A 20,128-nucleotide genomic window follows, 5' to 3' on the forward strand; every position below is an offset into this window, starting at 1 on the left:
AACCTGCTTATTTTTGTTTTTTGGTACTAAAAACGTAATAAACTCCTCCATAAAATGTGCGGGTTTGCCCAACGTTACGTCCGCTTAAAACATAATTACCACCGGCGGTAAACTCCAGTCCGCTAACGGATTGCAGGCTGTATTTTAATATTACCCCAGCCAGTGTCGAGTTCATTTTATTACTGGGGAAAGGCATATCATTTTTACGGATATCAAAACCTCCAAGCGTGGTTATTTTGGTCAATACAGCTTCGGCATTAAATTTTAGACTTCGGTAGCCGGAGCTTACCAGGAAATTGGTCAGATTAGGCATTTGCACCTCGTTGGTATAATGCAGTTCGGTTGTGTAGTACGAATTTCTGTCGATAGTAATATTGCTGCGGCGGATATATTGACCCGCACCAGCTACAAAAAAGCGGCCTACCTGATAGTTCAGTAAACCACGTAGGGCCACATTTTTACTGTGCAGCCCTATGGATAAGGGTAAATAGTCGGCCTGGTAATTACTTAGCGGTATCGTTCCGGAGAGTATAGCATGAAAGCTGAACAAGCCCTTGCCTATTTCCTCTTTTAGGGCCATCCATTTAACTGAGGCTGTCAGGTCCTGAAAATTGTGCTCGCCTCTTAGCGTACCTGCTGTGGCATGGGTAGTTACATAAGGCACCATAAACAATAAATTAATCCGATTTGACAGACCATAGTTTCCACCCAGGCTATAAGTATTGGAGCTTACAGTGCCCAGGTTAAGGTTGTCGCGCTTGAAAGTGCCTTCCCAATAATGATCCCAGCTACTGTGAGTATACATACCGGCGGCACAGAAATAATCTTTGGGAATCATCAATGCATCAGCATCTGTTTGTGCTTTGGCAAATGGGGATAGAATAAGACTAAATGAGATAACTAAACAGCATCTGCAGAAAAGTTCAGGTAAGGTTTTTATCATATATTACAAATTAGGGTGAGGTAAACAAATCAATCGGCAACGAGGTTAACGCATATTGCTAACCTCTTTATAATCAATCGGCAATACTAAAGACAATCAATAACTGAATTATGCTTACAAGCAGATGAAATACTTTTAAGTCTATGATCAACCAGATAGGCATGGCAACCGGCGGCTCAGATCTATTTAGTTTACAGGATTATGGACACAATAAATATATTTACAATAATATAATTATCATGATGGATATTTTAAAACAACCCTGGCCCTGGTATGTAGCTGGCCCATTGATTGGCCTTGTGGTTCCGGCTCTTTTATTGGCAGGCAATAAGGCCTTCGGTATATCATCCTCATTGAGGCATATCTGCGCGGCTTGTTTACCCGCAAATATTCCCTTTTTTAAATACGAATGGAAAAAGGAAAGCTGGAACCTGTTTTTTGTTGCAGGTATTGTGCTGGGTGGTTTTATAGCCACACAATATTTATCGGGTAATCATCCGGTTAATATTAATCCACAAACCACTACCCTACTTAAACAGCAAGGTATAACCGATTTTAGCGGCCTCCTGCCGCATGATGTATTTAACTTTAATCAATTGCTCACACTAAGGGGATTCATTTTCATGGTTATTGGTGGCTTTCTGGTGGGCTTTGGCACCCGGTATGCAGGCGGTTGCACATCGGGGCACGCCATTATGGGTATCTCAACTTTACAATGGCCATCTGTTGTAGCCACATGCTGCTTCATGGCGGGTGGCCTTGTCATGACCTGGTTTATTTTGCCTTATCTTATTAGCTTGTAATATGCCTAACATTAAATATCTCATCATCGGAATGCTTTTTGGGATTGTGCTGGTTAAATCGGAAGTGATATCCTGGTTTAGGATACAGGAAATGTTCCGGCTGCAATCCTTTCATATGTACGGCATCATCGGCAGCGCCATTGTTGTGGGCCTTATTTCTGTTTTACTGATCAAACGTTTCCAGACTAAAACCATATCCGGAGAACCTATCGTTATCCCGGTTAAAAAATTCCACTGGGGTAATGTTTATGGTGGCTTGATATTTGGGCTGGGCTGGGCTATAACAGGAGCATGCCCGGGTCCGCTGTTTGCTCAGATAGGCAGTGGTTTCTTTGTAATTATAGTTACGCTACTGAGCGCCATAGCCGGTACCTGGGTTTATGGCCTGCTCAGGGACAAGCTTCCGCACTGATTTACTGTCGATGATAAACTATGATTTGTTTCAGTTTTAATTTCCACCAGCATCCTGTACATCGCTAATTGAACGAATAACCCGCGCCGGATTTCCTCCTACAAGGGTATTCGGTGGGACATTCTTAGTAACTACAGAACCTGCGGCTACAACCGAGTTTTTGCCTATTGTTACGCCACCGATGATAATTGCACTGGCGGCGATCCAAACGTTTCTTTCGATTACAATAGGCTTTCCGATGGTAACGGAACGACGTTGCGATGGATCAAGGGGATGTCCAGTGGTAATAATACTTACATTCGGCCCAATCATCACATCATCTCCTATGTCGAGCCCGCCAAGATCATAGAAAGTACAGTTCTGATTAATAAAGACATTACGCCCTATACGGATCTCGTTCCCACCAGCGGTATAGAATGGGGGGATCAGCGAAAAGCGTTCATCCACATCTTTGCCAATAAGCTCGCTGAATAGGGCTCGAATTTCATCAGCATCATTAAATGTCAATCGGTTAAGTTTTGTGGTAATCTCCATCGCCTGTTTTACGTTTGCCACCATGGCCGCCGACTCTGGTGTTCTTCTGTAAATTATCCTGGTGTTATCGTCATTCATTATTTGTTACTTTTTTAGCTTATAATTGCCTTCCCCTCTCATCGAAGTAAAGTTAGTAATAGAAGTCTCGGGGAAATTATATTTTTAACCAAAGACTTTACCCAATAATGGAAAAGAAAAAATTAACTGCTGGTAATATTACCTATCTGCTGTCGGCGGCTATTATAGTTATTATGCTGGTAAACCCAACAGCGAAAGCTTTATTGATACGAGGTTTGATTGGTATTGGTTTTTTTAAGCCCGACATCCCTGTTCAGGTATCGAAAAAAGCTTTAGCCGACCCCTTTAATATCTCTTTCAGGGATAGCACAGGAAGGATTTTAAATACAGCCGATTTAAAAGGTAAAGTGATATTTGTAAATTTTTGGGCCACATGGTGTCCGCCTTGTATCGCGGAAATGCCTACCCTTAATGGGTTCTATAAGCAGTATAAAAATGCTCCCAATGTGGTTTTCATACTGGCCGATGTAGATAACAACTATACAAAAGCCAACGAGTTTATGAAAAAACATCATTACGTTTTACCTGTGTATACATTAGCCAGTAATATACCGGAAGACATCATGGACGGAACAATCCCAACTACCCTGGTATTTAATAAAAAAGGCGAACTGGTATTTAGACATACTAATACTGCTAATTACAACAGCGCGGGATTTACAGATTATTTCACTACCCTATTAAACAATAAGTAGCTACTTCAATTAATTGTTTTCTGAACACAAAATATGCCTTATCAATTAAACATGATTTTAATTAAATTAATTGTTGTTATTTTAACACTTATTAATTTTTTTTCTTTTCTTTACAATTCCAATATCAAAACCTCATTCAATGAAAAAGAAAACACTTACCCATCTCTTTACTTGCTTACTGTGTTTTGGTTCGGCTACAGCTTTTAGCCAAACCGGAACGATTACCATTAGTGATAATTCAAAAACCACCATTGATAAGAATATCTACGGGCAATTTGCCGAGCACCTTGGTCATGGAATATATGGGGGTTTTTGGGTTGATAAGAGCCTTCCTGTAAAAAAGCAGGATCGTATCAGGCTTGATGTTGTTGAAGCATTAAAGAAAATAAAGATCCCGAATCTGCGCTGGCCCGGCGGTTGTTTTGCTGATGAATATCATTGGCGCGATGGTATAGGTCCGGCGGCACAACGCCCGCGTATGGTGAACACCAATTGGGGCGGTGTAACCGAGGATAACAGCTTTGGTACCCATGAATTCCTGGAACTTTGCAGTTTATTGAAGTGTGAGCCCTATGTAGCAGGCAATGTGGGCAGCGGCACAGTGGAAGAAATGTCTAAATGGATTGAATACTTAAATTCCAACAGTACAAGCACAGTCGTTAAGGAAAGAGCCAAAAACGGTCACCCGGAACCATATAAAGTTACTTTTTGGGGTGTGGGTAATGAAAGCTGGGGTTGCGGTGGCAATATGACACCCGAGTATTATGTAAACCAATTTAAACGCTATGCCTCTTTTGCTAAGGATTATCCGGGCGCAAGGCTTAAAAAAATAGCCAGCGGCCCCAATGCCGATGATTATAACTGGACAGAAGTATGCATGAAAAACATCCCGCTGCATATGCTTTACGGCCTGTCGCTTCACTACTACACTATACCAACCGGTAACTGGGGTAAAAAAGGTTCAGCTACCTCATTCAGCGAAAGCGAGTATTTCAATACCATGGTAAACTGTCTTAAAATGGAGGAGTTGGTAACCAAACATTCGGCCATTATGGATAAATACGACCCGGAGAAGAAAGTAGCCTTAATAGTTGACGAATGGGGCGTTTGGACAGATCCCGAACCAGGCACTAACCCTGGTTTCCTGTATCAGCAAAACAGCCTTCGCGATGCGCTGATAGCCGGTACCACGCTAAACATTTTTAATAATCACAGCGATCGCGTTAAAATGGCTGCGCTGGCGCAAACTGTTAATGTTTTACAATCGCTCATTTTAACCGATAAAGAAAAAATGGTGCTTACCCCTACCTATCATGTATTTGACATGTACAAAGTTCACCAGGATGCCAAATATCTGCCCATAAAATTAGACGTGCCCGATTATGAAGTTGATGGTAAAAAGATAGCGGCTGTAAATGCTTCGGCTTCACAGGATGCCGCGGGCAAGGTACATATCTCATTGGTTAACCTGGATATTCATCACCCGATAACCATTACAACGGGTTTGCAGGATATCAAATGGTCGGCAGTAAGCGGTCAGATACTCACTTCGGCCAATGTAACCAATATCAACACTTTCGCTGATCCCAACAAAATACACCTGAGTAATTTTACCGGGGCGAAAAAGGATGGCGATAAACTGGTTGTTACATTACCAGCTAAATCAATAGTGACTTTGGAGTTGAATTAATACTTGTCTACACAGTGTCATCCTGAGCGTAGCGAAGGATCTATTAACAGATAGGCATATCGAAGAGCAGATCCTTCGCTACGCTCAGGATGACAAATTGTTCTGTTGAGGCTACTTCACCTTAATCCCCCAAATATCACTCAACGCTTTTTTAGCGGCATGATAACCACACATGCCATGTACGCCGCCTCCCGGTGGTGTGGATGACGAGCAAATATAAAGCCCTTTGGCTGATGTTTTATAAGGCGACCAGCGCAATGCAGGTCTGGTAAACAGCTGCCCAATATCGATAACCCCGCCATTGATGTCCCCCCCAATATAGTTGGGGTTATACTGTTCCATCTGTACAGTATTAAAAGTATGTCTGGCTAATATAGTATCCCTGAAACCTGGTGCAAAACGCTCAACCTGTTGCTCAATAATAGTTGTCATGTCTTTCTCCGAACCATTGGGTACATGGCAATAAGCCCAGGCCGTTTGTTTACCTTCTGGCGCACGTGACGAATCAAACTGGCTTTGCTGTGCTAATAACACAAACGGTTTTTCGGGGTGTTCACCTTTCCAAATACGTTCCTCGCCAATGGCTATCTCTTCAAATGTATTGCCTATGTGTACAGTTCCGGCCTGTTTAACCTGTTCGGCTTTAAAGGGTATTGGCGCGTTAAGAGCCCAATCTATCTTAAATACGCCCATTCCGTAACGATAGCGCTCCAATTGCCATTTATACAGGGATGAAAACCGGTGCCCTGCTATTTTCAGAAGTTGTTTGGGCGTGATATCAAACAATACAGCGTGTGCAGATGGCAGCTGGTTTAATGACTCAATGTACCGGTCGGTTTCTATTTGCCCTCCTATCGAAATAAAATAAGAAGCTAAGGCATTAGCTATTTGTTTTGACCCGCCCTTTGGTACAGGCCAGCCTTTTAAATGCCCCTGCGCCATCAGTACCAGGCCAATGGCTGATGTAGCTAAATTGCTTAAGGGCTGTATGGCATGTGCTGCCATCCCGGCAAATAAGCCTTTCGCGGCCTGGGTTTTAAAACGTTTCTCTAAAAAGCTGGCAGAGGTTAAGCCATCAAGGCCAAATTGGGCCATAGCCAACGGGTGCTTGGGAAAATGCAGCGGACCTAAAGCATCGGGTGCTATGAGCGGCCAGTTTTGTACAACGGGTTTGATGAGTTTGAGGTATGCCTGTTCATCGGCACCTAACAAGCTGGCGGTTTGTTCGATTGATTGGGTTAAAATAGCGGCCGTGCCATCATCAAAGGGGTGCGCGGCCGCTATTTCTGGATAAATATATTCTAACCCGTGCTGTTGCAGTGGTAATGTTTCAAAAAAGGGTGACGCTGCTGCCAGGGGATGTATAGCCGAACATATATCATGAAGGTAACCCGGCAATGTCAATTCAGCCGAACGCAGCCCTCCTCCTATCTCCTTTTTACCTTCTATCAATAATACAGATAAACCGTTTTGTTGTAATAAAATGGAGGCCGCCAAACCGTTAGGTCCGGAGCCTACAATTACGGCATCATAATCGCGTTTTTCGGGCTTCATGTATAAAGGCTGATGTTTAAAAGCTCACTAAGGTATTTAAATAAAGGCTTTTTACCTTAATGATTTTAAAAACACAGCTGCATTTTCAGGATCAATTCAATACCTCGCCTGCGTGGGTAGCTTCGGGCACCTCGATCAGTTTACCGGAACGTACATCATAAATGTAACCGTAAATCGGGATGTTGCCGGCCACCAGCGGATGCTGCCTGATGCGCTGCACATCTTCTACAACACTTGCCTCCAGATTTTTAAAAGTAAGGAAAGCGATGTGCCGCGCTTCGTTTGATCCGCCGCTTTCTTCGGTATTTCGCCATCCATGTTCATCAACAGTGGCGGTTTTCAAACTTTTAGCCAGCAAATCGCGGATAATATCATCGGTAAACAAGGCCATACCGCAATCGGTATGATGGATCACGAACCATTCTTTGGTACCCAACAGTTTGTGCGATATCACCAGCGAACGAATGGCATCATCACTCGCCCTGCCACCGGCATTACGGATCACATGGGCATCGCCTTCGGCCAAACCTGCATACTGGGCAGGATCAAGCCGGGCATCCATACAGGTTAAAATAGCAAACTGCCGCGCTGGTGGTATGGTTAATTCGCCTTTGTCGCCAAAGTGTTTTACATATTCCTGATTAGCCGAAAGTACCTGTTGGTGAACTTTCGACTTTATTTTTTGCAATGGATCAATTACGTTTGACATGGTATCTCTTTATTTAAGATGATGATCAGGCAGATTTTCTGCTGTGGTTGATCAATGCCGATTCATAAACCGAAGCAATAACATCATCGGCAGAAAATGTACCCAGGAAGTCAAAATCAATATGGCTGTATACAATCTGTTTGGATGGGTCGACAATGTAAGTAGCCAATAGCGGCGCATTTACGTCGATACCTGAAAACCTGTTCCAAACCGGATCTTCGTCAGAGAATACCCTGAATGCCTGTGCCAGTTCCTTTTGCTCGTCGTAATAAAAATTAAGGGTAAAACTGTGCTCCCAGGCTCTTTTTTCCAATTCCTCGGTGCGTTCATCGCTGATGATCAACAGATTTCCGCCGCTGGCCTTTATTTCATTATGGATATTGTTAAGCTGTTTAAGCAAGGTAAAACCATGATCGCGCCAGTGATGTGAGTAAAAAGCAATTACCAGTGGTTTATTTAAAAGATGTCTTAATGAAACAGGGCCGTGCACTTCGGCACCGTTAAAAAACTGTTGCCAGCGGTTGTAAGTACTATAGAATTTTAGATCTGGTATATAATTGCCGGCTTTAACAGGCTTCAAAGGCTGGTATGGCTTAAACGGAAGATCAGCATCGGCAACGATCTCTGACAGGTCAAAAAATGGATATTTGGTATTATTATTTGTAGTTAACATTTTTTTATAGCGTAAGATTAAACGAATTGAATTTGATTGATACGGTAATAGTTGAGCGTCAACAACTGCACAATCCGTAAACTACAGGGTAGTCAGCTAATAGCCGGGCAACTGCGGGCTTGTTTAATTGATTTACCAGGTAAGCGTTCATAAAATGTATGTTAAATAATGAGATCAGTAAAATATGATATTAGGCGGGAGAGGCAGAAACTGTTGCTCAACAACAGCAACACATGACCATTGTGCCATCGGCACGATGCAAAACGAAGTGTGTATTTAATATGAATTTACTGCCCGACATGATTTTGAATGTTCTGAAGTTCAAATATACTATAATATCTATATATTTAGTATACATTTTTATAAATTATTTTTTCTCCTTTTGTTTTCTATCTTTCACACAAATAATTCCCTATGCTAAACAGACCATTAAAACAATATATTCTACTTATAATCACCGGTATTTCTATTCTGTTTAGCTGTAAACAAAATCCCAAACACAGGATATCAAAAGCTGATTCCATAAAAAAGAAGATCGTAAAAGAATGGAATAAAACCATCCCCGGAAGCTTTAGCGATCAAACCCAGTCTGTTTTTGATAGTACACAAATAAATATTTTCCTGAAAAAGTACCCCGCCTTTGCCCCCTATGCTAAGGATATTAACCTGTTTTATAACAAGCGCAAGTTTGCTTATGCCTGGTATGAAAAAGGTATATTAATAGAACAAGCTGGCAACCTTGTTGATAGATTAAACAATTTACAAAACGAGGGTGTATATAAGGCCATCCCCTACCCAAAGTCATTGGATTCGCTGGTATTTGACGCGCACCCAAAAACAACCAAGGTTAAGGCTAAAATAAATATCACCACCGAGCTGATGCTTACCGCGCAATATTTCGTCTTTTCGAAACTGGCTTTTCAAGGCATGAGCGACTCGGTGACGCGTGCTGTAAATTGGTATCTGCCCCGCAAAAAAGTGTCTTACAACGATTACCTGGATAGTTTGCTAAAAAAGCCGGGGAAGTCGGGCGTAACTTTATTTGAGCCTGTTTATCGCCAATATGATCTGCTGAAAAACTTCCTGGCCAAATATCGCCATCTGGATACTACGGATAAATGGCAACCTATAATTATCGAAAAAAAGTTAAAACCCGGCGACTCCAGCGCTGTAATAGCCCAGATCAAAAAGCGACTTTACAAGCTGGAAGATTTTAGCGGAGATACGACAAGCAATGTTTACAATGATGAATTGAAAGACGCCTTTAAGCAGTTTCAGCTGAGGCATGGCCTTACTGCGGATGGCATTGCAGGCGCTGGTACTATAGCCGAATTAAACGTTCCTTTGAAAACCCGGATACGGCAGATCATCGTAAATATGGAGCGCTGCAGATGGTTGCCAGTAAGCCTGAATACAGATTATCTGGCTGTGAATATACCCGAGTTCAAACTTCATGTTTATCATGCCGACAGTTTATTATGGAGCTGCAACGTGGTTGTAGGTCAAAAAGTACATCAAACCGTGATATTTTATGGAGAGATGCAGTATATTGTTTTTAGTCCGTACTGGAACCTGCCCGAAAGTATTATCCGGAATGAGGTACTGCCCGAGATAAAAAGAAACCCTAACTACGTTAACGAGCACAATATGATCATCACCGGGAAAGAAAATGGCTTACCGGTGATTAAACAAAAGCCGGGCCCTGCAAACTCTCTGGGTTTGGTTAAATTTCTTTTCCCAAATAGTTACAGCATTTACTTGCATGATACACCTTCCAAATCGCTATTTGGCGAATCATCAAGGGCTTTCAGCCACGGCTGTATTCGTGTTGGCGAACCAGCCAAATTGGCTTCATTTTTATTAAAATACGATACCACCTGGACTTCCAGTCGCATCAACAAGGCCATGCACCTGGGTAAGGAGCAACAGATAACACTTAAACATAAAACACCCGTATTTATAGCCTATTTTACTGCTTTTACCGATCGTAATAACAAGCTTAATTTCCGTAAGGATATATACAACCGTGATGAACAGCTGGCATCAATGGTCTTATCCGGCACAGGTAGTTATTAAACACTACAGGCCTGTTTTCTATATCGCAAATAGATCTTTTTATTTGTCATTTTGACAATAAAATTTGCCGTTATATCATTTAAAGGTTTATAATATTGATAAATTAAAAAAACAAAATATTTTTCTTGGGTTTGTAGGCAATACTTAAAATTTAATTGTCCCTTATTAAATCACTTTATACGCCCGATGCAATCCCGGGCGATTAAGTGTGCATTTAACACCAACATTAATTAAAAAACCCGAAAAAATAGGCCTATGTAAAAAACGCTTACTAACCCTACACAAAGCACAATTACCCGGCGGGAAATTGCTGCCCGACACCATGATTTTTGAATGTTTATAAATGCAGGTGCTGCAATAGTACCTTGTTATTAACTCCCTTTAAATTCAGTAAAATATGAAATTTTTCAAACACCCCATGGGTGTACATAGGCCGTGGATATCAAAATCTTTGCCCTTATGTAAATTAGCCCTTGCTGGTATAGTTCTCATAAATACGCAAACAGCGGCACACGCAACACCTAAATTAACCCACAATTTAAATTTTAATATCAGCAACAATATCGCAAAGATCAGCGGTAAAGTAGTTGATGATAAAGGACAGCCACTGATTGGTGTAAGTATCAGAATAAAAGGCTCAAATGCAGGCGCGCAAACAGACGCAAATGGTAATTTTAGCATTGAAGGCGATAGCAAGACTGTATTGGTAGTTAGCTATATTGGTTTTACCACCCAGGAAATAGCAGTAGGCAACAGAACTTCATTAACTATCACGCTGATAGCAAACACCAACCTCAATGAGGTAGTGGTTACTGCTTTGGGCATAAAAAAAGAACAGAAAAAATTAGGATATGCCCTTACGACAGTAAAGGGAGACCTTCTTGATAAAGCGAAGGAAACAAACGTAGCGTATTCCTTAGAAGGCCGGGTAGCTGGTTTAAGTATTAGTGGTACCAGTGGTGGCGCAGGTTCATCAGCCCGTATATTATTACGCGGGGTTACCAGTACCAGCTCTACTCAGGGTCCTCTATTTGTTATTAATGGCGTTCCAATGGACAACACCCAAAGAGGCCAATCGGGCGAGTGGGGCGGTGCAGATTATGGTGATGGTATTGCCAACATTAACCCCGATGATATTGAAACTATGACGGTATTGAAAGGTCAATCAGCATCTGCGCTTTATGGTACCCGCGCAACAGGTGGCGTTATTTTGATTACCACCAAATCGGGTAAGAAAAATTCAGGTTTTGGCGTAGAATACAACACCAATTACCAGATGGATAAAATTTATGACAATACCGATTTCCAAACCCAATACGGACAAGGTGAGTTGGGTGTTAAACCAGCCAATCTTGCCGCAGCTTTAAGTACAGGTAGCCTGGCATGGGGACCTAAACTTGATGGTTCACAGGTAATTCAGATCGATGGTAAAACTCATCCATATTCAAAAACCAGCGACGATTATACCAAATTTTACAAAACCGGAAACACTTTTACCAATACTGTAGCTTTAACAGGTGGTAATGAAACCGGTGCTTTCCGCTTGTCGTTGTCAGACATGAACAATCACGCTATTACACCAAACAGCGGGCTTAACAGGAAAACCTTTAACTTCAACGGTTCACAAACCGTAATGAAAAATCTGGACATTAATCTGGTTGCCAATTACATATTGGATAACGAGAAAAACCGCTCTGGTTTAAGTGATGGACCAGGAAACCCCAACAACGTACAGTTTTTGGCACCCAACCAGGCCCAAAGCACTTTAGCGCCGGGAACAAAAGCCGATGGTTCTGAACAATCATTTACCAATGATATATATGTAACCAATCCTTATTTTGCAGCTTATAATTTTATAACCAACTCAAACAGGGAGCGCTTAATATCTTCGATATCGGCCAAATATAGCTTAACTCCCTGGGCATATGTGCAAGGCCGTATAGGTTATGATCAGATCCATGACAAGCGTTTTAGGGTAGAGCCAACCGGAACAGCATATGTGAGCGGCAGCAATGGTAATTTAAAAACACAACAAACACAAACAACCGAATTTAACGCGGATGTATTATTAAGCGCCAAGCACGATTTGATTAAGGATTTCCTTAACCTTGACATGTCTGTGGGTGGCAATATTCGTAAAAGTAATTATGACGGTACTTATATCAATGCCAACAACCTTATCCTTCCTTACTTCTATGACCTTTCAAACGGCGCGCAAAGACTCGCTGGAAATATTGGCTCTGATTCTGGTACTTTAGATGATGACCCTAAAAGACAGCAGGTGAACTCAGCCTATTATACTGCTGATTTTGCCGTGAAAAACTTTTTGGTTTTAAGTACATCCGGACGCTATGATTATTATAGCAGTATATCAAAAGCTTTAGGTCCTGGTCTTTTCACACCTTCTGTTTCTGCAAGTTTTATATTCTCTGATCTTACGCATATCAATGGTCTTGATTTTGGAAAGCTGCGGGTTTCATACGCAAAAACAAGTAATCCAGCGGTTCCATTTACAAACCAGGTTTACTATAGCGTGGCTAATTCAATTAATGGTGTTCCTGCGGCTACCTTTTCTTCTCAATTACCCAATGTTAATCTAAAACCATTTACTTTAACCGAGTTTGAAATTGGTACCGAGTTAAAGTTTTTGAATGATCGTTTAGGATTGGATGTAGCTTATTTTGACAGAAAAACTAAAAATGAGATCGTTAGCGGTACTCTTGATTGGTCAACCGGATACACTAACTATTATATTCCATCAGCATCTGTTGGCAATAAAGGTATAGAAGTTGAAATACATGGCACACCTGTAAAAACAAGTACATTTACCTGGTCGCCTTCTTTTAACTTTACTTATATTAAAAACAAAGTATTAGAAACCGATCTTGCAGGTGCAAATTTAGGCTTAGGCACTTATCGTCCGTTAAATGCAACTACCGCTTTTGTTAAAGGTCTTCCGGGCCCGCAAATTATGGCTAATGATTACAAACGTGACGGCAGTGGCAATATTATATTTGATGCTACAGGTAATGCCGAAACTACTGCACGCATACCTATGGGAAGCGTTGTACCTAAATTTTACGGTGGCTTTAATAACGATTTTACCTATAAAAACTTTAACCTGGGTTTCCTGGTTGACTATCGTTTTGGCAACAAGGTATTATCGGCAACTAATTATTACAGCATTTTCCGCGGTTTAAACAAAATGACTCTTGAAGGCCGTGAAACAGGCGTGGTTGGTGTTGGTGTAACCGAAAGTGGTGCAAAAAACACAGTTAATGTACCTGCCGAAACATATTATCAAACGCTGGCACGCAACGTTTCTGCCTTAAATGTTTTGGATGGCAGCTTTATTAAACTGCGCCAGGTTTCGTTTGGTTACAGTATCCCCAAAAATATTTTAGGCAACAGTCCTTTCAACTCTATCACCGTTTCATTAGTTGGTAGAAATCTTTGGACAATCATGAAACACACAGACAACATTGACCCTGAATCAAATTTTGCGCCAGGCATCAATTATGCCGGTATTGAAGGTACAAGCGTACCTCCTGTCAGGACATATGGGTTAAATGTGAACTTTAAATTTAAAAAATAACAGAGATGAAAAAACAACTGATATATAGTTGCCTGCTTATGGGTGCCACCTTTATAGCGGGTTGTACTAAAAATTTCGACCAGATCAATACAGATCCTACTAAAGTAGCCCCAACTTTGGTTACTGCACCCTTTTTGATGTCACAAGCTCAAATTAAATTCTCAAACTCCGGATATGATCAATTACTTTTTCAAAGTATGTGGGTGCAATCATTAGCATCTACTTATGATTACTACGGAAATGGCGATAAATATATTTATGCTGGCAGTGGACGCGATTATTTCTCAAGAACGTGGAATACCAGCTATGGTTCATCTACTTTAATTGATGAAATGAAGAATGTTATTAAGGGTAATGCGGCTCTTTCTAACCTTGACAATTGCGGAACCATCCTGCGGATGATGATATTGCAACGCATCACTGATGCTTATGGCGATGTGCCATTTTCGCAGGAGGGACAAGCCAAAGAAGGTATAGTTACACCTGTTTTTGATACTCAGCAAAGCATTTATACCTCGATGCTTGATCAATTGGATAAAGCAACAACAGCTCTTGATGCATCAAAAGCCGGGCCCACTTCTGATCTTTTTTATGGAGGCGATGTTTCCAAATGGAAAAAATTGGGCTATTCGCTAATGCTAAGGGCAGCTATGCGTTTAACTAAAGTTGACGCGGTAACCGCTCAGAAATATGCAGAAATGGCATACAAGGGCGGAGCCATGGCATCTATTGATGATAATGCAAAAGTAAAAGCCGACAATACAAACGGAAATGCTAACAGCGACGCCAATGCATTACTGGTTACAGATGATTTCAGGGAAGTACGATGGTCAAAAACCCTGATAGATTATATGAAACTAACCGCCGATCCACGCATTAGCGCTATTGCCGAAATATCAACCGGCACTGGAAAAAAAGCTAATGAAACCCAGATAGTTGGTATCAATACAGCAAGCCTACAGGTAGGTATGCCGAATGGTTATGACCTAAAAGGTGGTGCTACTGACATCTCAAACGCTCCAGGCTATCCAGGCACAAGCCCTGCTAATCCGGCGGTTACAGGTGATGCCGCTGCTCCTGATGGTAAATATTCCCGCCCTCAGTTTGCAGTATATGATGATCGCAACCGCTATAATTTTCTGATGACTTACGGCGAAAGTGAGCTTTTATTTGCCGAAGCGGCTACAAGAGGTTGGAATACAGGTACTGCTGCCACACACTATGCAAATGCTCTTACTGCTGATATGGCAACCTTAGCTCAGTTTGGTACAACATCTGTACCCGCAGCAAGCATTACGACCTATGTAGCAGCTCATCCTTTGGTTGCGGCTACAGCTTTACAACAGATCAATATGGAGTATTTCGTTACAACATCAACAACATTTAACTTCAACGAAACCTGGTCAAACTGGAGACGGTCAGGATATCCTGCTCTAACAGCAGTTTCTTATCCCAACCAATTTGCTACCACTATTCCGAGAAGGATTCCTTATCCACTTGGATTACCATCAACAAATGCTGCTAATTATGCAGCGGCTGTTGCCAGGCTTACTGGAGGTGATACCTTCACAGCCAAGGTATGGTGGGATAAATAGCATACTTTTTTTCTAAGCAAACAGGGAGACATTATTTGTCTCCCTGTTTGCTTTATACGCTTTATAAACCTTATTTTTAGAACAGCAGTGTGCCTAACCGATTTGTGTTTTAAATAAACCTATTATGTCTGTTTTTAAATTATTCACTCCTAAAGGCGGCATCAGACCTTTCATGATAATTATCGCAGTGCTATGTTTTACCTGCACTCACTTGCATGCACAGCAAACACTTTTTAAACTGCTACCTCCTGAGCAAACAAGCATAACTTTTAAAAACGATCTTATAGAGGATGAACATCTGAATGTATTATCATACGAATATTTATACAATGGTGGCGGAGTGGCTGTAGGTGACATCAATAACGATGGGCTCGAAGATATCTTCTTCACCAGTAATCTTGGCCCTAATAAGCTTTACCTTAACCTGGGCAATTTAAAATTTAAAGATATAACCAAAGAAGCCGGTACCGGACTGGCCGGTCGTACAGGTAATTGGAAAACAGGCGTTACCATGGCCGATGTAAATGGCGATGGTCTTTTAGATATTTACGTATGCTACTCGGGCCTTGGCGATAACAGCAAACGCCGCAATCAATTATTCATTAATAAAGGCAATAATAAATTTATAGATCAGGCCAAAGAATATGGCCTGGACGATCCTGGTTATAGTACTCAGGCCGCATTTTTTGATTATAACAATGATGGCAAGTTGGACATGTTTCTGCTTAATCATAATGTAAAAAAGATAAGCAATCTGGAATTTGCTCAAAACAAAAAAGAAACCGACGAACTGGCCAGCAATAAACTTTTTGAAAACCAGGGAGGACATTTTATTGACGTTTCAAAAAAAGCTGGTATTATACAAAACCCACTTACTTTTGGCTTAGGCGTTGCCATTGCTGATATCAATAAAGATGGTTTTCAGGATATTTACGTAACCAATGATTATAACGAACCCGATTACATGTATATCAATAACGGGGATGGAACTTTTACTGATAAAAGCAAACAAAGTTTAAGGCATCTTTCGCAGTTTTCAATGGGGGTGGATATTGCCGACATAAATAATGACGGTTTGCCGGATATCATGACCCTTGATATGCTGCCACCAGACAATCGTCGTCAAAAACTTTTGCAGCTGCAGGAAAATTACGAATCATTTGAATTAATGCTACAGCAGGATCTGTATAAGCAATACATGCGTAACATGTTGCAGCTTAACAATGGTGATGGTACTTTTAGTGAGATCGGTCAGCTGGCGGGTGTTTCTAATACCGATTGGAGCTGGTGTCCACTTATGGCCGACTTTGACAATGATGGGTATAAAGACATCTTCATATCCAACGGTTATTTCAGGGATTATACCAACAAGGATTTTTTACGGTACTGGGGCGATTATAAGCTTAAGAAAGCCATGGACAAAGAACCATACCTGTTAATGGACCTGGTAAAAGCTATGCCATCCACTGCCCTCTCGAATTATGTTTTTCAAAACAATCACGACCTTACTTTCACCGAAAAGAAACAGGATTGGGGTATCAATAAACCAGGCATATCAAGCGGAGCAGTTTATGCCGATCTGGATAATGATGGTGACCTTGACCTGGTTACCAACAACATCAACAGTGAAGCATCCATCTATCAAAACATGACGATGGAAACTTCTAAAAAAAGTTATCTGGCCGTCAACTTAAAACAAGACGGCCCAAATGTAAACGCCATAGGCGCTAAGGTATTTGTATACAACAACAAACAGGTACAATACCAGGAGGTTAACCCGAATAGAGGTTACCTATCCTGCGTATCTACCGTTCTCAACTTTGGTCTTGGCGATCAAAGTAAAATTGATTCTATACGGATAATATGGCCCGATCAAACTTCACAATTATTGACTGATGTGAAGGCTAATCAGCGTTTAAATGTTGCCTATAAAGCAGGCTTAGTAGTTTATAAACCAGCAGTCAGGGGAAGTAAAAGTATCCTAACGCAAACCAAACCCATTATTGACTATAAACATACCGAAACTACTATAAACGATTTTAAGCGTCAATTGCTGATGCTCTTTATGAGCTCCAAAACAGGGCCGGTTATAGCCAAGGCCGATGTAAACAAAGATGGTCTCGAAGATCTATTTATTGGTGGCGACCAAAATACCCCGGGTAAAATATATATTCAAAAGCCAGGCGGTACATTTAATACAAGTGAAGTGTCAGATCTGAACCATGAAAATACCTCCGCGGCCGTATTTTTTGACGCCAACGGCGACGGTTTACCGGATTTGTATGTGGCTAAGGGAGGATATTCATTAGTAGAGCCCAACACTCCCGACTTACAGGATAAGCTATATTTTAATGACGGCAAGGGGAATTTCACTTTATCAACCACCTCTCTGCCACAACTAAATACCGGTAGTAAATCATGTATACGCCCCTGCGATTATAACAACGATGGTAAAATAGATCTTTTTGTAGGCGCTAATGTTATTCCCGGCCAGTACCCTGTAACGCCCAAAAGCTACCTGTTAACTAATGCAGGTGAGGGTCGTTTTGTTACAACCGACGTACCATTTGCAGCTTGTGGTATGGTAAAAGACGCCCAATGGGTTGACTTAAATAATGATGGTCGTAAAGACCTGGTTATTTGTGGTGAATTTATGCCTATCCTGGTTTATATCAATACTACAAACGGCTTTGTAGATGAAACCGCCAAATACTTTGATCACCAGGAAAATGGCTTTTGGAATACTTTGACTATTACCGATATAGATGGTGATGGCAAAGCAGACATTATAGCGGGCAACCTGGGTACCAATACGCAAATACATGCCTCAATTACCGAGCCTGCCGAAATGTATTATGCCGATTTTGATGGCAATGGCTCTATCGACCCGTTCTTTAATTTTTATATCCAGGGAGTGAGCTATCCATTTGTAAGCCGCGATGAGTTGAACGATCAGATATACCCCATGCGTAAAAAATTCAACTCCTACAAAGCTTACTGTGATGCTACAATGAAGGATATTTTTAGTCCGGATGATTTGGCTAAGGCTACGAAACTTATCGTTAACGACGTGCAAACCAGCTGTTTTTTAAACAGGAATGGCAAATTCGTAAAAGCGCAACTACCGATTGAAGCCCAGTTTTCGATGGTAACCCAAATAATCACCGCCGACTTTAACCATGATGGCAAACCAGATCTTCTGCTGTTAGGCAATCATTCCGACAACCGCTTAAAACTAGGGAGCTTTGATGCCAATTATGGCTGCCTCTTAACCGGAGATGGTAAAGGTGGTTTCAAATATGAAACAAAGCTATCATCTGGACTTTCGGTTACCGGAGATGTAAAATCAGCGGTAGAAACAAAAATAAACGGCTCAAAATATATTTTGATAGGCATATCTGGCCAGCCATTACAATTTTATAAGGAAAACTAATGATCAAAAATATATTCATCTTTTTGCTGGTATTGTGCAGTGCAATTCCGAGCTATGCTCAAAAGAATAAAAAATTGTTACCCGATTATTTACAGCTGGATAATACGGTCAAGGCGATATCGGCAGTAATGATACATGATGTGGTGAATCCACCGGCAGCTGCCCGTTATTATAACTACGTGATGTTGGGCGCTTACAACCTTACGGCTTTAAATAACAAAGAGATAGTGCCGCTTGCCGATTTTATAAAAAGCTATAAGGATGATAACCAACTGAGCATTGAAAAAGATAAATACAATTATCAAATTGCCGCGATATACTGCATGCTTGAAACAGGTAAACAGATGCTTCCATCTGGCTTTATGCTGCAGGATGCTGAGGATAAATATGTTGCTTTGCTAAAAGATAATAAAATAGGTGATGATATCATCAAGCAATCTATTGCTGCGGCCACAGAAATGACTGCCAAAGTGATCAAGTACTCCAAAGGTGATAATTACAATAAACTAAGCGGCAGGTTAAGATATACCCCTATAAAGGGCGGTAAAAATTGGTATCCTACTCCCCCAACCTATATGGAGGCTGTGGAGCCGAACTGGAAAACGATAAGACCGATGCTTATCGACTCATCCAATGAATTTGTACCGGTACGGCCAACGCCATTCAGTACCGATAGCACGAGTGAATTTTATAAGCAGGCTTATGATGTTTATAAGGTTTCCAAAAATCCCCCGATGGAGCAGGTGACTATCGCCAATTTTTGGGATTGTAACCCATTCGCGGTTACCACATCTGGTCACATGATGATCGGTTTTAAGAAGATCAGTCCGGGAGGGCATTGGATGAACATCGCCGGTATTGTATGTAAAAAAGCTAATTTAAGCTTTGATCGTTCGGTAACTGTACTCACACTTGAAGCTGTAACCCTCATGGATGCCTTTATTAGCTGCTGGGACGAGAAATACCGCAGTAACGGGATCCGCCCGGAAACTTATATCAACAAGTATATCGACATTACCTGGACGCCTTATTTGCAAACCCCGCCATTCCCCGAATATCCAAGCGGGCATGCGGTACTTTCCAATGCATCCGCAGGGGTTTTAACGTACCTGTTGGGCGATAAATTTGGTTATACCGATGATTCGGAAGTGCCATACGGCGTTGGCCCGCGCAGTTTCAAATCTTTCTATGAAGCAGCCGAAGAAGCTTCCATATCCCGTTTTTACGGAGGCATCCACTTTAAGGATGCTATCGTTTTTGGCAACAAACAAGGCCGGTTGGTGGCAGCTAAGGTTATAGAAAAAATAAAAGCTGCAAAAATCACCAGGCAAAATTGAT

General features: G+C 41.4%; 14 protein-coding genes. 9 read left to right on the top strand and 5 right to left on the bottom strand.

What is annotated here, in order from left to right; all coding sequences use genetic code 11:
- Positions 1 to 7: 7 nt before the first annotated feature.
- A complete protein-coding gene (locus ACTJKG_RS13470; protein ID WP_440739506.1) occupies positions 8 to 943 on the bottom strand; it encodes a hypothetical protein in 936 nt (311 codons plus the stop codon).
- Positions 944 to 1,086: 143 nt separating this feature from the next.
- Here ACTJKG_RS13470 and ACTJKG_RS13475 point away from each other — a divergent pair, with 143 nt between their 5' ends.
- Both ACTJKG_RS13475 and ACTJKG_RS13480 read left to right on the top strand, forming a co-directional pair.
- The gene (locus ACTJKG_RS13475; protein ID WP_253952148.1) at positions 1,087 to 1,746 is read left to right on the top strand and encodes a YeeE/YedE family protein; all 660 of its coding nucleotides are present in this window, start codon (positions 1,087 to 1,089) and stop codon (positions 1,744 to 1,746) included.
- A 1-nt stretch (position 1,747) separates the two neighbouring features.
- Positions 1,748 to 2,158 (top strand): DUF6691 family protein, encoded by a 411-nt coding sequence (locus tag ACTJKG_RS13480; RefSeq protein ID WP_440739507.1) that lies wholly within the window; start codon positions 1,748 to 1,750, stop codon positions 2,156 to 2,158.
- Between the two features lie 36 nt (positions 2,159 to 2,194).
- On the opposite strand, the gene ACTJKG_RS13485 is transcribed toward ACTJKG_RS13480, so the two are convergent.
- Complete coding sequence (locus ACTJKG_RS13485) at positions 2,195 to 2,770, bottom strand: sugar O-acetyltransferase (protein ID WP_440739508.1); 576 nt, start codon at positions 2,768 to 2,770, stop codon at positions 2,195 to 2,197.
- A gap of 107 nt (positions 2,771 to 2,877) precedes the next feature.
- On the opposite strand from ACTJKG_RS13485, the gene ACTJKG_RS13490 reads away from it, so the two are divergent.
- Positions 2,878 to 3,465 (top strand): TlpA family protein disulfide reductase, encoded by a 588-nt coding sequence (locus ACTJKG_RS13490; protein WP_172333603.1) that lies wholly within the window; start codon positions 2,878 to 2,880, stop codon positions 3,463 to 3,465.
- Positions 3,466 to 3,604: 139 nt separating this feature from the next.
- Positions 3,605 to 5,155, top strand: a complete 1,551-nt coding sequence (locus tag ACTJKG_RS13495; protein ID WP_440739509.1) for an alpha-N-arabinofuranosidase — start codon at positions 3,605 to 3,607, stop codon at positions 5,153 to 5,155.
- A 111-nt stretch (positions 5,156 to 5,266) separates the two neighbouring features.
- Here ACTJKG_RS13495 and ACTJKG_RS13500 read toward each other — a convergent pair whose 3' ends face one another.
- From ACTJKG_RS13500 to ACTJKG_RS13510, 3 genes are all read right to left on the bottom strand, one after another.
- Positions 5,267 to 6,709, bottom strand: a complete 1,443-nt coding sequence (locus tag ACTJKG_RS13500) for a phytoene desaturase family protein (protein ID WP_440739510.1) — start codon at positions 6,707 to 6,709, stop codon at positions 5,267 to 5,269.
- A 91-nt stretch (positions 6,710 to 6,800) separates the two neighbouring features.
- Positions 6,801 to 7,418 carry a beta-class carbonic anhydrase gene (locus ACTJKG_RS13505; protein WP_172333606.1) on the bottom strand — a complete coding sequence of 206 codons (618 nt, stop codon included), beginning with the start codon at positions 7,416 to 7,418 and terminating at the stop codon, positions 6,801 to 6,803.
- Between the two features lie 25 nt (positions 7,419 to 7,443).
- Complete coding sequence (locus tag ACTJKG_RS13510; RefSeq protein ID WP_172333607.1) at positions 7,444 to 8,091, bottom strand: redoxin domain-containing protein; 648 nt, start codon at positions 8,089 to 8,091, stop codon at positions 7,444 to 7,446.
- Between the two features lie 414 nt (positions 8,092 to 8,505).
- On the opposite strand from ACTJKG_RS13510, the gene ACTJKG_RS13515 reads away from it, so the two are divergent.
- From ACTJKG_RS13515 to ACTJKG_RS13535, 5 genes are all read left to right on the top strand, one after another.
- Complete coding sequence (locus ACTJKG_RS13515) at positions 8,506 to 10,167, top strand: L,D-transpeptidase family protein (RefSeq protein WP_440739511.1); 1,662 nt, start codon at positions 8,506 to 8,508, stop codon at positions 10,165 to 10,167.
- 397 nt (positions 10,168 to 10,564) lie between these two features.
- On the top strand, positions 10,565 to 13,762 hold the full coding sequence (locus ACTJKG_RS13520; RefSeq protein WP_216650457.1) for a SusC/RagA family TonB-linked outer membrane protein: 3,198 nt from the start codon (positions 10,565 to 10,567) through the stop codon (positions 13,760 to 13,762).
- Between the two features lie 5 nt (positions 13,763 to 13,767).
- Positions 13,768 to 15,357, top strand: coding sequence for a SusD/RagB family nutrient-binding outer membrane lipoprotein (locus ACTJKG_RS13525; protein ID WP_172333609.1), 1,590 nt, complete (start codon positions 13,768 to 13,770; stop codon positions 15,355 to 15,357).
- 124 nt (positions 15,358 to 15,481) lie between these two features.
- The gene (locus tag ACTJKG_RS13530) at positions 15,482 to 18,790 is read left to right on the top strand and encodes a VCBS repeat-containing protein (RefSeq protein WP_440739512.1); all 3,309 of its coding nucleotides are present in this window, start codon (positions 15,482 to 15,484) and stop codon (positions 18,788 to 18,790) included.
- Entirely contained in the window at positions 18,790 to 20,127 is a 1,338-nt protein-coding gene (locus ACTJKG_RS13535; RefSeq protein WP_172333610.1) for a vanadium-dependent haloperoxidase, read from the top strand. The genes ACTJKG_RS13530 and ACTJKG_RS13535 overlap by 1 nt, the downstream gene beginning before the upstream one ends.
- Position 20,128 lies beyond the last annotated feature (1 nt).

Origin of the sequence: Mucilaginibacter sp. 22184, from assembly GCF_052045695.1 — a bacterium.
Classification (GTDB): Bacteria; Bacteroidota; Bacteroidia; order Sphingobacteriales; family Sphingobacteriaceae; genus Mucilaginibacter.